The sequence below is a fragment of the Streptomyces sp. NBC_00344 genome, assembly GCF_036088315.1.
GTDB lineage: Bacteria > Actinomycetota > Actinomycetes > Streptomycetales > Streptomycetaceae > Streptomyces.
Genome location: NZ_CP107996.1, coordinates 3,962,762 through 3,976,530 on the forward strand (window position 1 = coordinate 3,962,762; position 13,769 = coordinate 3,976,530).

Consider the following 13,769-nt stretch of genomic DNA (forward strand, 5'->3'; position numbering starts at 1 on the left):
TCCCGGCCTGCGACTGAGGCGCCGTCAAAAAGCTTCCGCCCTGGCAAACATGGCGCTTTGTACGGAAACGGACCGGGTGTCCCTCCGGGGTTCGGACGGTCGGCGGCGCCGCAGTGCCGGGTCGAGCAGGCCGGTGGGGTGTCGTTCTTCCGGTGCGCGGCGCGGACGCCGCCACCTCTCACACACGGGAGCCCGCCGTCCGCCCTCACCGCCCCAGGAAGACCGGATTCGTGAGCGCCGCCAGCGCTCCCGGCAGCCCCGCCACCGTGGGCGCATGGCGGACCTCCGCCCGCACATACGCCGCGTAGGCGGGAGTCGTCCGCCACTCCATCACCCCGGACCCCGAGCCGGGCAGCGCGCTTGTGTACAGCGTGCCCTGGTCGGTGACGAACTGTGCGGTGCATCCGGGGGCCCCCGCGACCTCCAGACGGACCGTCACCGGGGTGTCCGCATCGACCCGCAGCCGCTCGCCGATTCCCGCATGCTGCGCCCGGCCGCCCGATACGCCGAAGCCGAGGGAGACGGCCGAGGACTCCGTGATGTAGGAGTGGCCCGCGCGGATGCCCGCCAGGATCGACTCGCGGCTCAGATCGTCGGCCAGCACCACGGTCTGCGGGGTGCCGATCCTGTCGGGGTCCCGGTGGGCGTCGCTGTTGCCCATGGCCGGGGTCCAGCCCTTCCCGCTGACCAGGGTGTTGTCCCAGTCCGCCACCGACACCTCGTCGTCCACCGTGTAGGGGCCGTTCCAGACCTCGACCGCGTCGGCATCGGCGAAGCCGAACTTCCAGTTGCAGCCGATGCAGGTGGCGTGCGGATGGGCGGGGACGACCAGGCCGCCCGCGCGGTGGATCTCCCGCGCGTAGTGGCCGAAGCGGTTGTCGCGGGCGCGGTAGCGCCAGTCCACCCAGGTGCCGTGGTCGGTGGCGATGCCGACCACGTGCCCGTTGCGGGTGGTGATCTCCTCACCGGTGAGGATCAGCAGGTCGTCGCCCCACAGTCCGTCCCAGGCGCTGTGCCCGGAGCTGGTGTTGTGCTCGCTGGTGTTGATGAAGTCGAGCCCGGCGGCCCGGGCCAGCGCCGCGATCTCGGCGGGGGTGCGCTTTCCGTCCGAGTGCACGGAGTGGATATGGCAGTCGCCCCGGTACCAGGCACGGCCGCGCCCTCTGGCCCGCTCGGGCGGGTAGACGGGCTCAGGTGTCGCCGGTGTCGCACCGAATTTCAGGGTGACGGTGACCGTGTACGGCAGGCCGTCGGGTGCGGTGGTGTAGGGGCCGAGCGCGATATGCCAGCGGCCGGCCCCGACCGGCCCGCGCACATAGCCGGGGGTCGCCTCGTCGGCGCGGATGAAGAACTCGCTGCGGGCGCCGCCCGACCAGCCGCGGAAGCCGTCCCCGCCGAGCGCGGTGCCCCGCTCGTCGAAGATGCCGATGTCCAGGGCGTTGCCCTGGGTTCCGGCAGGAACGGGCGGCTTCTCGTAGGTGTACGCGACGGCCAGCTCCCGCACCCCCGGCGGTACGTCCACCGGGAGATACACGTAGTCCGGTGCGCCGGGCGGGAGCGTGCCGTGCACGGTCTCGGTCCGGTCCTCGGGGGTTCCGCCTCCGGCCGGGGTGCCCTCGGCGTCCGCGAAGCTCACGCTTCCCAACGTAAGGGCGGTGGCGGCGCCTGTCACGAGCAGTCCTCGCCTGCCCATCTCTCCAGTGGTCATACCGACGGCTCCAGGGGTGTGTGGGGGTCCGTGGGGGACATGAACGGTGCGGTGGAGAACCCTGGTATTGAGCCGTGAACGCGGCGAGAAGGGAAGAGTGCGCGCAGATGGAGACCCGGCGGCGGCGCGGACACGCCCCCTCGGTTTCCCGCCGTCCACGGCATACCCTCGGGCGGCCACCAGAGCGACGGAGAGGGCTGACAGCATGCGGCTGAGCACCACGATCTTCCTGACCGACCGGACGGTCGCCCCTGTGCGCCTCGCACGGGAGCTGGAGCAGCGGGGCTTCGCCGGCCTCTATCTGCCCGAGCACACCCACATCCCGGTGGAGCGGACCACGCCGTACCCGGCCGGAGGTGAACTTCCCGAGGAGTACGGCAGGACGCTCGACCCCTTCGTGGCACTCGCCCAGGCGGCCGCTGTGACCGACACCCTGACCCTGGGCACCGGGATCACCCTCATCGCCCAGCACGACCCGATCGACCTGGCCAAGCAGATCGCCACTCTCGACCATCTGTCCGGCAGCCGCTTCACTCTGGGGCTGGGCTTCGGCTGGAACAAGGAGGAGGCAGCGGACCACGGCGTGGAGTGGGCGGAGCGGCGTGAACTCGGCTGGGAGCGGGTGTCGCTGATGCGGGCTCTCTGGGCGGCCGAACCGACCGCGTACGCGGGGGAGTTCGGCTCGGTGCGGGCCAGCCACGCTTATCCGAAGCCGAAGGGCGGCACGGTACGCACCCTGGTGGGCGGGGCCGCCGGGCCCAAGCTCTTCTCGCGCATCGCCGAGCATGCGGACGGCTGGCTGCCGATCGGCGGCCGAGGCCTGGGCGAGTCCATCCCGGCCCTGCGCCGGGTGTGGGAGGACGCGGGGCGTGATCCGGGGGAACTGCACATCGTGCCGTACGCCGTGCTGCCGGGAGCGGGAAAACTTGCGCACTTCGCGGAACTGGGCATCGAGGAGGTCGTGCTCCAGCTGCCACCGGCGGACGAGGCCACCGTGCTCAAGGTGCTCGACGACTACGCGCAGTACCTGAGCTGACGCCCTCGCGGACTGAACATGCCTCCCGTGCCGCCACCGTGCTCGGGTCCCGGGGCTCGGGACCCGAGCTCCGGGACCGGCAGACTCACTCTTTCGTGGGTACGCGGAGAGGGCCGGGCCCGGCGCTCGAGCTTCGGGATCCGAGTGTCGGGACCCGGGGGCCGGGACCCGAGCGCTCTTGGTCAACCGGGGGGTGAATGACGGGGGTTGAGAAAAACCGCCCGCCCTCCCCAGCCGTCCCGGCCAGGCAAGTATGACTAATCGTGACAGCTTGCGGCGCACTGTCACGCCTGCTTACGGTGCCCCCAACGAAACGACCCCGACACGGTGTTAGAGCACCAGGCCGGGGTCTCACCCCAAGATCGAAAAGAGCGATCTCGTGGCTACCGAGAACTTTAGCCCTGCCCTGAGCGCACCCGCGTCCACTCGCCCGTGCCCGGCCGCCCACCACCGTTACGGCAAACGATCCGCACCGGGTCAACACCCGTCGCGGTCGGACGACTTCATGCTGCTGCCCGAGCGGGAGCGTTACATCGCCGGATACGTCGACCACCTGCCCGACGGTGCGCCGATGGACATCAAGACGCTGGCCAGGAACATCCCCCTCTACGGACAGATGGCCGTCGGCAGCGCCCTCCGGGCACTCACCGTCGCCGGACACCTGCGGCACGCCCGCTGCCGGGTCGGCGAGAGCGAGAGCCGCTGGGTCACCCTCACGTACTGGTCCCGCACCGCCCGCGACAACGCGTGGTGGGACGTCTTCGCCGAAGCCGAGAACGGCCGGGCCGCCCGGGAAGCCGCCCCGGCCGAGACCGTGCCCCCATCGCCGTGGGCCCCCACGGACGCCCCCACCGAACAGACCGGCGCGGAGGCTCCCGTAGCCCCTCCCGAGCACTCACCCCGGCTCGCCCCGCCCGCTCCCGTGCTCACCGGACCTTCCGCACTACCGGACCTTCCGTACCGGGGCATCGAGCCCTGGGTTCGTCCACGGACGGATTCTCGCCCGCCTATCTCGCCCTGGCCCGACTCGGCCGGGTCGAACCCCGCCTCTGCCTCTCGGCCGTGGACTGCGGGGCACTGGAAGAGCTGGCAGCCGGGTGGCTGGACCGGGGGGTGACCACCGACTACCTGACCCACGCCCTCACCTCCGGCCTCCCCGTCCGGGTCGCCTCCCCGGCCGCCCTCGTACGCCGCCGCCTCCACGACAAGATCCCGCCCCGCCTGCCCACGGCCCCCGGCGCCGGCGTTCGCCGCCTGCTCGTGGAGTGCACCGAATGCGGCACACCCGGACCCTCCGAAGCCTTCCCCGACGGCCTTTGCCGCGACTGCCGTACCCTCGCTCCCGGCGCGGCCCCCGCCGGTCCCGCCCCGGCCGTCAGACCTGACGTCCACGCGCGGGTCGACGACCTGCGGGTTCTGCTGAAAGCCTCTTCGTGAGAGCCGAGTCGGGCGGCGTACGGCAGGGCGGCCATTCCGCCTGTACGTACCGGTGCAACACGTGTACGCGGCAGCGTGTGGTGCTGACCGCGCCGGATTCTGCTTGGTTCAAGAGCAGTTACAGCAGCGGTGAAGGCGGGCAGTGCGTAGAGGTCGCGGCCGGTGCCGGGGCTGTGCACATCCGGGATTCGAAGGAACCCGATGTCCCGATCCTTACTGTGGGGGCCCGTGGCGTGGGCGGGGTGCGTCGAGCCGGCCACGGGCCGGGCCGCCTGATTCTCGGAACGGCGTTTCGCGTGAAATGCCCCTGCCGGGTGCACGGTGTGAAGTTCCATAGGCCCCACGGGTGGTGTCCATCTCGACTGGGACACTGTCCCCATGGACACCCCACCCGAGCACATGAGCACCCGCACCGCAGCCGGATGGACCGTCGCGATCGCGGTCCTCGGAGCAGTCGCCGGCCTGGCCTGGGGCGGGCCGTTCCTTGCCGTCGCCTGCGCCATCTCCCTGGGAGGCGGCGCGGCCGTGGGCTCGGTCCTCTCCCGCCGCCACATGGTGGGAGCGATCCGGGAAGGCCGCAGGGAGGCCGCGGCGCTCGGGTACGCCGACGGAATCGGCGACATGGTGGTGCTGGGCGTATCCGCCTACCGGGTCGCCGTGTTTCCGCTGTCCGGCCCCGACGCGGTGGACCCCGCAGAGCGCACGGCCCGCCGGAAGGCCGCCTACCGGCTCACGGCTGCCGACGGGGTTCCCCACCGGATTCGTGAGGCAGCGGCTGCCGCTCTCGAAGCGATCGACGATGAGCGTGACCGCGACGCAGGGTTGGCCATCGCAGACCTCATGAAGACCGTCCAGGAACAGCGCCACACGTGACCGCCGCCCGGCCCGGACGGCAGCCGGCTTCCGCACGCGCCGCCAACGGTTCGAAGCCGTGACCGGCCCGGCCGGTGCGCCACCGGGGCGTGGCCCCTGCGGACGCAGCCCGGCCCCGCTCGTATGCTCGACGGCATGACTGATCCGCAGCTCGCGCAGGCCGAAGCACCCACCGCGAACGCGATGCGCCGCGCGCTCAGGCGGGCGCGCGACGGGGTTGCCGTCGACGCGGCGGAGGCGGCCGTACTGCTACAGGCGAGAGGCGACGACCTGCGCGATCTCGCGGCCTCGGCGGCCCGGGTGCGGGACGCCGGGCTGGAGGCGGCCGGGCGGCCGGGGGTCATCACCTACTCGCGCAAGGTGTTCATCCCGCTGACCAGGCTGTGCCGTGACAAGTGCCACTACTGCACCTTCGTCACCGTGCCCGGCAAGCTCAAGCGGGCCGGTCACGGGATGTTCCTGTCGCCCGACGAGGTGATCGAGATCGCCCGGCAGGGCGCGGCTATGGGCTGCAAGGAAGCGCTCTTCACCCTGGGCGACCGGCCGGAGGACCGATGGCCCGAGGCGCGTGAGTGGCTGGAGGCCGAGGGGTACGACGACACCCTCGCCTATGTGCGGGCCATGGCCATCCGGGTGCTGGAGGAGACCGGTCTGCTGCCGCACCTCAATCCGGGCGTGATGTCCTGGACCGACCTCCAGCGGCTCAAGCCGGTCGCCCCCTCGATGGGGATGATGCTGGAGACCACCGCGACCCGGCTGTGGAGCGAGCCGGGCGGCCCGCACCACGGCTCGCCGGACAAGGAACCGGCCGTCAGGCTGCGGGTCCTGGAGGACGCCGGCCGCTCCAACGTGCCGTTCACCACCGGGGTGCTGATCGGGATCGGGGAGTCGTACGAGGAGCGCGCCGACGCCTTCTTCGAGCTCCGCAGGACCGCCCGCTCCTACCACGGCATCCAGGAGATCATCGTCCAGAACTTCCGCGCCAAACCGGACACCGCGATGCGCGCGATGCCCGACGCGGAGCTGGAGGAGCTGGCGGCCGCCATCGCGGTGGCGCGCCACATCCTGGGGCCGTCCGCGCGCATCCAGGCCCCGCCGAACCTGGTGGACGCCGAGTACGCGCTGCTGATCGGCGCGGGCATCGACGACTGGGGTGGCGTATCGCCGCTGACCCCCGACCACGTCAACCCCGAGCGCCCCTGGCCGCACATCGACGAACTGGCCGAGCGGACCGCGTCGGCCGGCTTCGCACTGCGCGAACGGCTCACCATCTACCCGGAGTTCATCCAGCGAGGTGAGCCCTGGCTTGACCCCAGGCTGCTGCCGCACGTCCGGGCGCTCGCCGACCCGGAGACCGGACTGGCCCGCGAGGGTGTCATCCCCGCCGGGCTGCCCTGGCAGGAGCCCGACGAGGGCTTCACGGCTGCGGGCCGCACCGATCTGCACCGCACCATCGACACCGAGGGCCGCACGTCCGACCGCCGCGACGACTTCGACGAGGTGTACGGGGACTGGGAGGCGCTGCGCGAACAGGCGGCGCCCGGCATGGTGCCGTCGCGTATCGACACCGATGTGAAGCAGGCGCTGACCCAGGCCGCCGCCGACCCGACACTGCTCACCGACGACGAGGCGCTCGCCCTGCTGCACGCGGACGGTCCCGCGCTCGACGCGCTGACCCGGATCGCCGACGAACTGCGCCGTGACGTGGTCGGCGACGACGTCACCTACATCGTCACCAGGAACATCAACTTCACCAACGTCTGCTATACCGGCTGCCGCTTCTGCGCCTTCGCTCAGCGCCGCACCGACGCGGACGCGTACACCCTCTCCCTCGACCAGGTCGCCGACCGCGCGGCGCAGGCCTGGGACGTCGGCGCCGTCGAGGTCTGCATGCAGGGCGGCATCCACCCCGACCTGCCGGGCACCGCGTACTTCGACATCGCGCGGGCGGTGAAGGAACGCGTCCCCGGCATGCACGTGCACGCCTTCTCACCCATGGAAGTGGTCAACGGCGCCACCCGCACCGGGATGTCCATCCGCGAATGGCTCACCGCCGCCAAGGAGGCGGGCCTTGGCTCGCTCCCCGGCACTGCCGCGGAAATCCTGGACGACGAGGTCCGCTGGGTCCTCACCAAGGGAAAACTGCCGACCGCCACCTGGACCGAGGTCATCAGCACCGCCCACGAACTGGGTCTGCGTACTTCGTCCACGATGATGTACGGCCATGTCGACCAGCCCCGCCACTGGCTCGGCCACTTCCGTACCCTGGCCCGGATTCAGCAGACCGCGCTGGCCAAGGGGGTCGAGGGCTTCACGGAGTTCGTGACGCTGCCCTTCATCCACACCAACGCGCCCGTCTATCTGGCCGGCATCGCCCGGCCGGGACCCACGGCCCGCGACAACCGCGCGGTCACCGCGATGGCCAGGCTGCTGCTCCACCCCCATATCCCCAACATCCAGACCAGCTGGGTGAAACTGGGCACCGAGGGAGCGGCCGAGATGCTGCGCTCCGGGGCCAACGATCTGGGCGGAACGCTGATGGAGGAGACCATCTCCCGGATGGCGGGCTCGAGTTACGGCTCCTACCGCTCAGTGCAGGATCTGACCGCCATCGCGGAGCTGGCCGGGCGCCCCTCGCGGCCCCGCACCACGCTGTACGGGCCGGTGTCCGGCGAGCGGGTGAGGGCGGCCGCCGCGTCGGACGGGCATCTGCCGGAGCTGCTGCCGGTTCTGGAGGACTGACCGGGCCGCCGACGGGAAGCGGCTCGTTCACCCAGCGCGATCGCGCTCCAAGGGGTCGGCGGCCGTCGATTAGAGTGCTTCGTCATGAGCGCATCAGCCACTCCCCTGTGGGGCCGTGCCGAGCAGCAGGACTTCCGCAGCCGGGTCCGCGGCTGCCTGCTCGGCGGCGCACTGGGCGACGCGCTCGGTGCGGGTGTCGCCGGGCTCGGCCTGGACGCGATACGCGGCACCCACGGCGCCGAGGGGCTGACCGACTTCACCCCGGCCTACGGCAGACGCGGCGCGGTGACGACCGCCACCCAGCTCTCGCTGTTCACCGTTGACGGACTGATACGCGCGCAGGTCCGGCGGGACACGGGCGCCTGGCATCCGCCCACCGATGTCCACCGGGCCCATCTGCGCTGGGCTGCTACGCAGAGCGACTGGGGCCCCGACGAGCGCCGCAAGGACAACGGCTGGCTGGCCTGCGAGGAGTGGCTCTACAGCCGGCGCGATCCGTCGGTGAACTGTCTGCTCGGGTTCGGCGACGACGTGATGGGCACCCTGGAGCGCCCCAAGAACCCCACCGCGCGGGACGCGTCGGCCGTCAGCCGCTCGGCGCCCTTCGGGCTCCTCGTCGGCTGGGAGCCCGGCCTGGTCTTCCAGCTGGCCGTCGAATGCGCCGCACAGACCCATGGCCACCCCACCGGTTACCTCAGTGCGGGCGCCTTCGCGGTGATCGTGCACGGCCTGGCCCGCGGCGAGAGCCTCGATGCCGCGGTCCAGCACGCGCTCGCCCAGCTCGCTGCCCGGCCGGCCCACCAGCCGGTCACCGACGGCCTGCAGCACGCGCTCGGCGCCGTACGCCAGGGCATGCCGAACCCTGAGCGGGTGGAGACCATCGGTAACGGCGAGGTGGCCGAGGACGCGCTCGCCATCGGCGTGTACTGCGCACTGGTCGGCGAGGACGTACGCCACGGTCTGCGTCTGGCGGTGAACCACAGCGGCGCCTCGCAGGCGACCGGCGCGATCTGCGGCAGCCTGCTGGGCGCCCTGCACGGCGAGACCTCCCTGCCGCCCGCGTGGCTCGCGGAACTGGAAGGGCGCTCCACTGTTCTCGAGATCGCCGACGACTTCGCGATGGAGATGACCCAGGGCCCGGCTCTGCATGGGCCCGCGGTCAGCACCCCCGGCTGGCTGGCGCGTTACCCGAGGGGCTGACCCGGGACCCGGTTCTAAGGCCGATCGAGCGGGGCCCGGCCGCCGGCGTCGGGCTGGCCGTCGTGCGTGCGTACCTGCTCGATGAGGCGGTGCAGCAGGGCGCGGGCACCGGCGATCTCGTTCGGCGCGATGCCGGAGGTCAGTGTGCGATGAACGTCGTCGGCGCGGGCCGTGATCCTTTCCAGCGTGCGACGGCCGTCCGGTGTGAGGGCCAGGAGCGGCGAACCCCGGTGATCGGGGTTGGGCAGGAAGGCGGCCAGGTTCTCGCGGACGAGATCGTTGGCGACGCGTTGGACCCCCTGGCGGGTGATGCCGAGGCGGCGGGCTGCCTGGGCCACGGTCAGCGGGTTCTCGGAGACGGCACTCAGCAGCTGCCACCGGGCCTGCGTCTGCCCCTCGGTAGCGGCGATCGCCTCGCCGGACCTGCGCAGCAGTCCCGCCGCCTCGAACACGTCCGCCACCAGCAACGCCATCTCGTCCGGCATGCCACTCTCCTCAATTGACAACATGTTGCCAGTATGTGAACCTGCTGTCAGTATACGAGGCGGAAATCCCGTCCGGACACCTCCCCGGAGATGACCATGAACAGCGCAGTCACCCACCTTCAGGCGGCGTTGGGCCGTGCGGCCGCCATCCGTCCCGAGGTCGGCGGTTTCCCCTACCTCGCGGAGGTCCTGCGACAGGCCGGGGTCCACCGCTGCCTGATGGACGTTCCGGCGAACGCCATGCTCTACCTCACCGAAGCCGGGCCCGTCGCCGTCCAGAGCGAGCCCCTGATCGCAGGTACGGTCGGCGTCACGCCGTTCGACCGCGAGGCGCTCCTCACCGCACTCCGCGTCGACCAGGCGGGCGACAGCACGTTTCCGGAATTCGTCCAGGGCTGCTGGAGCGCCGGCGTCGTCCGGTACGACGTCGACCTCGAGGCGCGCGAGTGCGTCTACTACGGCGCCGACGGCGACAGTTACACCGAGTCGTACCCGCCCGTCGAGATCTGACGGGACGCACGAGCCGAGCCACTCCCGTGCGGGCACCGCGTCCCGGCGCTCGTGCCTGCCCGATGGCGGGCGAGGAAGAGAGGCGCCTGTGGGAATGCGGCGTCAGGTCGCTGGACGCGCTCAGGGCTCAGGCTGCGCCAGGTCTCGGTGAGTGCCGGGCGCTGGAACTGGGTGATCCTGCCGGGCGGCCCCGGCCTGGGGTCCGAATCCGTCACCGGACCGGCCGGGGCGGCCGGGGCGCCGGGCACGGTGTGGCCGAAGGGGCGGCCCGCCCCCGAAGGGGCGGGCCGCTCCCGGTGATGGCGACAGTGGTGTCAGCCGCCTGCGCCTTCGTGGCCCAGTACCTTCTCGTCCCCGGGGGAGGCGGGAGCGGGCACCGCCGCGCCCGCGGCGGCGTCGGGTCCCTCGCCCGGTCCCTCGCCATCCGAGTTGATCTTCTCGATGATCGCGTCGCGCTCCGGAGTGTCCTCGGGCTTGACGAAGCCGATGAGGATGTAGAGCACCAGCGAGATCGCGAGCGGCAGCGAGACCTGCCACTGGAGTGCGACACCGGTGTTGGCCGAACCGTCCAGATGGTAGTTGGTGAAGAAGAACGCGAGCAGCCCGGCGGCCCAGCTGACCAGCGCCGCTGTCGGTCCGGACTGCCGGAACCGGCGCAGCAGACCCAGCATGAACGGGATGGCGATGGGCCCCATCAGACCGGCCACCCACTTGATGACGACCGTGATGATGTCCTTGAACGCCGGCGAGTTGATCTGTGTGGCCAGCGCCATGGACAGCGCGAGGAACGAGAGCGTCGAGATCCGGGCGGCCAGCAGGCCGGTGCGGCTGTTCCAGTCGCGTGCCGCCTTGGAGAGCACCGGGGCGATGTCCCGGGTGAAGACCGCGGAGATCGCGTTGGCGTCCGACGAGCACATGGCCATCGTGTGCGAGAAGAAGCCGACGACGATCAGACCCAGCAGACCATGCGGCAGCAGCGACTCGGTCATCAGGGCGTAGGAGTCCGAGGCATCCGGCTTCTGGGCGTGCACCAGCAGCGGAGCGCACCACATCGGGAAGAACAGGACCGTGGGCCAGACAAGCCACAGCACCGCGGAGAGCCGTGCCGAACGGACCGCGGAGCGTGCGGAGTCGGTGGCCATGTACCGCTGGGCCTGGTTCCACATGCCGCCGTTGTACTCGAAGGTCTTGATGAAGAGATACGCCAGCAGGAAGGTCACCGTGTACGGGCCGGCCGTCGGGTCGGAGTGCCCTTCGGGCAGCTTGTCCCAGATGGTCCACAGCGCGCTGAAGCCGCCCAGCTTGCCCATCGCCGCGATCAGCATGGCGATACCGGCGATCAGCTGGATGATGAACTGCCCCAGCTCGGTGAGCGCGTCGGCCCACAGCCCGCCGACCGTGCAGTAGACGGCGGTGATGGCGCCGGTGATGAGGATGCCCTGGGTGAGGGTGGCACCGGTGAAGACGGAGAGCAGGGTGGCGATGGCGGCCCACTTGGCACCGACGTCCACGATCTTCAGCAGCAGTCCGGACCAGGCCAGCGCCTGCTGGGTCGGGAGGTTGTAGCGGTCCTTCAGGTATTCGAGCGGTGACGAGACGTGCAGCCGGGAGCGCATCCGGTTGAGCCGGGGCGCGAAGAGCTTCGCGCCGATGCCGATGCCGATGGCGATCGGCAGCGACCAGGTGACGAAGGACGTCAGGCCGTACTGGTACGAAATGCCCGCGTAGCCGGTGAACATCACCGCGCTGTAGCCGGACATGTGGTGTGAGATGCCCGAGAGCCACCACGGCATTCTGCCGCCGGCGGTGAAGAAGTCGCTCACGTTGTCGACGCGTTTGTGCGACCAGAGACCGATCGCGATCATGACGCCGAAATAGCCGATGAGCACGGCCCAGTCGAGACTGTTCATGTGCCCCCTCCAGGGGTCCGCCGGTACGAGCTCACCCAGGTGACTGTTCGCCTTGATGAACATGGAGCGCTTCGCCAGTACGTCGAACGGGCGGCGCCCCCGTGCGGGACAGGGGACTTCACGGATTGAACCCTCTGCCCGGAGGGTCGGTCAAGGGTTTCTCGGGTCACAAATATGAACGCAGATCAGTAAGGCGAACGATTTTGCATTCTCTTGACCATCGAGGCGGTTGCTCCGTAGTGACGGGGGCCACACGATGAGCGAGCACTTCGCCATACGCAGCCAGACAGAACGGCCGCACGGGATGCGGGTCCCGTGCGGCCGAGGTCAAGGAGGGGTCCAACTGCTCTGCTCGGTACGTCACTTCGCGTCCGGGTCGCTCGGCCCGTGGGTGCGCGGTGCCCCGCGTGGGCGCGTATCTGCGCCATATCGCGTGCGATGACCCCTGCGCCGGCCGGCGCCCCGGCACGGCCGAGCCCCCTCGGCCGGGACGGCGATCCAGTCGAGAGGGCCCTTGTCTGCGGTGCTGCGGTGTGACGGATGGCGCTGGGGCGGTGATGTCCAGGATGCTCCCTGCGCGGAAAGCGGGATCAGTCGAGGGTGAAGACGCCCTGACCCACTTCATTCACGAAGGTGTTCCACGACGTGGGAACAAAGGTGATCGACGGACCCCCGGTGACCTTGGAGTCCCGTACGGCGATCGACTGCTCGATCGGTGACTTGACCTCGACGCATGCACCGTTTCCCGTGGAATACGAAGACTTCGTCCAGGCCTTGGTGGCACCTTGCTGAATAGCCATGTTCGCTCCGGTAAGCAGTGGTCGTGTGCGCCAACGTTCTTGATGGCGTGATCGACGCTACTCGTGAACTCCCGGGCTTGAGCGGGCCGTTCACTCGACCGGATGGCATATTCCAAGTGGTCTTCCGCTGCGGGGCGGGTGAGGTGTACCGTGCCGACCCTGTCTAAATAAAACGGACATACGGGGTGATTCAGCGCGCGTAGTCCTTGGCGATCTCCATGATGAACTGCCGCGTCTGCTCCACGTTGAGTGCCTGCGCCCGCAAGTGCTCGTACATCACGCTGTACTTCTGCACATCGTGCGCCTTCTCCAGATAGAGATCGCTGGTGACGCCCTCGATGTAGACCACGCTGGAGTCCGCCGCGTCGGGAAATTCCAGAATGGCGTACTGGCCGTTGATCCCGGGGTGGGCCCCCATGGTGAACGGCAGTACCTGCACGGTGACATGCGGAAGCCTGGAGAGTTCCACCAGGTGTTCCAGCTGCTGGATCATCAGCTGCCGGTCGCCGATCACCCGGCGCAGCGCGGACTCGTCGATCACCACCCAGAGCCGTAGCGGGTTCTCGGCCGCACTGATGCGCTCCTGGCGGCGCAGGCGTACCTGTACGCGCTTCTCGATGTCCGAGACGGCAGTCTCGGGCAGGGCGCCCGCGATCAGCGCCTCTGCGTACTGACGGGTCTGCAGCAGGCCGGGGACGACCTGGGGGTCGTAGACCCGAAGACTCGCCGCGTCCGTCTCCAGGCCGATGTAGACGCTGTACGGAATATCGCCGAACGCGTGCCACCAGCCCTGCTGGCGGGAGTCCTTCGCCATCTGCATCAGCGAGTCGACGATCCGGTGGTCCTCGACCTCGTACACCCCGCAGAGATCACGGACATCACGCTGACTGATGGAACGGCGGCCGTTCTCCAGGCGGCTGATCTTCGACTGGGAGACCAGCAGACGCTCCGCCACCTCCTCGGCCGTCATTCCTTTGAGCTCACGAAGCCTGCGGAGCTCCTGGCCCAGCCGGCGTCGCCTGACGGTGGGATTGACGTTGGACGCCACGGGAACTGCACCTCCGGCTT

12 protein-coding genes and 1 pseudogene are annotated in these 13,769 nt (G+C 70.2%); 8 read left to right on the forward strand and 5 right to left on the reverse strand.

All coding sequences use genetic code 11. From position 1 onward, the window contains the following. Positions 1-205 precede the first annotated feature (205 nt). Positions 206-1,708, reverse strand: a complete 1,503-nt coding sequence (locus tag OHS16_RS17910; protein WP_328538214.1) for a CehA/McbA family metallohydrolase — start codon at positions 1,706-1,708, stop codon at positions 206-208. Between the two features lie 205 nt (positions 1,709-1,913). On the opposite strand from OHS16_RS17910, the gene OHS16_RS17915 reads away from it, so the two are divergent. From OHS16_RS17915 to OHS16_RS17945, 7 genes and pseudogenes are all read left to right on the forward strand, one after another. Continuing rightward, the gene (locus tag OHS16_RS17915; protein WP_328538215.1) at positions 1,914-2,744 is read left to right on the forward strand and encodes a TIGR03619 family F420-dependent LLM class oxidoreductase; all 831 of its coding nucleotides are present in this window, start codon (positions 1,914-1,916) and stop codon (positions 2,742-2,744) included. 505 nt (positions 2,745-3,249) lie between these two features. Beyond that, positions 3,250-3,861 (forward strand): hypothetical protein, encoded by a 612-nt coding sequence (locus OHS16_RS17920; RefSeq protein WP_328538216.1) that lies wholly within the window; start codon positions 3,250-3,252, stop codon positions 3,859-3,861. Beyond that, entirely contained in the window at positions 3,858-4,181 is a 324-nt protein-coding gene (locus tag OHS16_RS17925) for a hypothetical protein (RefSeq protein ID WP_328538217.1), read from the forward strand. The genes OHS16_RS17920 and OHS16_RS17925 overlap by 4 nt, the downstream gene beginning before the upstream one ends. Positions 4,182-4,261: 80 nt before the next feature. Continuing rightward, positions 4,262-4,351 (forward strand): annotated as a pseudogene (locus OHS16_RS17930) (DUF397 domain-containing protein); the annotation flags it as partial. 208 nt (positions 4,352-4,559) lie between these two features. Next, positions 4,560-5,054 (forward strand): hypothetical protein, encoded by a 495-nt coding sequence (locus OHS16_RS17935; RefSeq protein WP_328538218.1) that lies wholly within the window; start codon positions 4,560-4,562, stop codon positions 5,052-5,054. A gap of 123 nt (positions 5,055-5,177) precedes the next feature. Then, on the forward strand, positions 5,178-7,796 hold the full coding sequence (locus OHS16_RS17940; protein WP_443042643.1) for a bifunctional FO biosynthesis protein CofGH: 2,619 nt from the start codon (positions 5,178-5,180) through the stop codon (positions 7,794-7,796). A gap of 84 nt (positions 7,797-7,880) precedes the next feature. Continuing rightward, complete coding sequence (locus OHS16_RS17945) at positions 7,881-8,996, forward strand: ADP-ribosylglycohydrolase family protein (protein ID WP_328538220.1); 1,116 nt, start codon at positions 7,881-7,883, stop codon at positions 8,994-8,996. Positions 8,997-9,010: 14 nt separating this feature from the next. On the opposite strand, the gene OHS16_RS17950 is transcribed toward OHS16_RS17945, so the two are convergent. Next, the gene (locus OHS16_RS17950) at positions 9,011-9,481 is read right to left on the reverse strand and encodes a MarR family winged helix-turn-helix transcriptional regulator (RefSeq protein ID WP_328538221.1); all 471 of its coding nucleotides are present in this window, start codon (positions 9,479-9,481) and stop codon (positions 9,011-9,013) included. Between the two features lie 96 nt (positions 9,482-9,577). On the opposite strand from OHS16_RS17950, the gene OHS16_RS17955 reads away from it, so the two are divergent. Further along, positions 9,578-9,991, forward strand: a complete 414-nt coding sequence (locus OHS16_RS17955) for a DUF1398 family protein (protein WP_328538222.1) — start codon at positions 9,578-9,580, stop codon at positions 9,989-9,991. Between the two features lie 314 nt (positions 9,992-10,305). On the opposite strand, the gene OHS16_RS17960 is transcribed toward OHS16_RS17955, so the two are convergent. From OHS16_RS17960 to OHS16_RS17970, 3 genes are all read right to left on the reverse strand, one after another. Then, entirely contained in the window at positions 10,306-11,901 is a 1,596-nt protein-coding gene (locus OHS16_RS17960) for a sodium:solute symporter family protein (RefSeq protein ID WP_328538223.1), read from the reverse strand. Positions 11,902-12,491: 590 nt separating this feature from the next. After that, the gene (locus tag OHS16_RS17965; RefSeq protein ID WP_328538224.1) at positions 12,492-12,701 is read right to left on the reverse strand and encodes a DUF397 domain-containing protein; all 210 of its coding nucleotides are present in this window, start codon (positions 12,699-12,701) and stop codon (positions 12,492-12,494) included. Between the two features lie 190 nt (positions 12,702-12,891). Next, positions 12,892-13,749, reverse strand: coding sequence for a helix-turn-helix domain-containing protein (locus tag OHS16_RS17970; RefSeq protein ID WP_328538225.1), 858 nt, complete (start codon positions 13,747-13,749; stop codon positions 12,892-12,894). Positions 13,750-13,769: the final 20 nt, after the last annotated feature.

What these genes read in the sequence shown, in the direction of transcription:
- OHS16_RS17910 (WP_328538214.1), bottom strand. Translation starts at nt 1,708, where the DNA reads ATGACCACTGGAGAGATGGGCAGGCGAGGACTGCTCGTGACAGGCGCC.
- OHS16_RS17915 (WP_328538215.1), top strand. Translation starts at nt 1,914, where the DNA reads ATGCGGCTGAGCACCACGATCTTCCTGACCGACCGGACGGTCGCCCCT.
- OHS16_RS17920 (WP_328538216.1), top strand. Translation starts at nt 3,250, where the DNA reads ATGCTGCTGCCCGAGCGGGAGCGTTACATCGCCGGATACGTCGACCAC.
- OHS16_RS17935 (WP_328538218.1), top strand. Translation starts at nt 4,560, where the DNA reads ATGGACACCCCACCCGAGCACATGAGCACCCGCACCGCAGCCGGATGG.
- OHS16_RS17940 (WP_443042643.1), top strand. Translation starts at nt 5,178, where the DNA reads ATGCTCGACGGCATGACTGATCCGCAGCTCGCGCAGGCCGAAGCACCC.
- OHS16_RS17945 (WP_328538220.1), top strand. Translation starts at nt 7,881, where the DNA reads ATGAGCGCATCAGCCACTCCCCTGTGGGGCCGTGCCGAGCAGCAGGAC.
- OHS16_RS17950 (WP_328538221.1), bottom strand. Translation starts at nt 9,481, where the DNA reads ATGCCGGACGAGATGGCGTTGCTGGTGGCGGACGTGTTCGAGGCGGCG.
- OHS16_RS17955 (WP_328538222.1), top strand. Translation starts at nt 9,578, where the DNA reads ATGAACAGCGCAGTCACCCACCTTCAGGCGGCGTTGGGCCGTGCGGCC.
- OHS16_RS17960 (WP_328538223.1), bottom strand. Translation starts at nt 11,901, where the DNA reads ATGAACAGTCTCGACTGGGCCGTGCTCATCGGCTATTTCGGCGTCATG.
- OHS16_RS17965 (WP_328538224.1), bottom strand. Translation starts at nt 12,701, where the DNA reads ATGGCTATTCAGCAAGGTGCCACCAAGGCCTGGACGAAGTCTTCGTAT.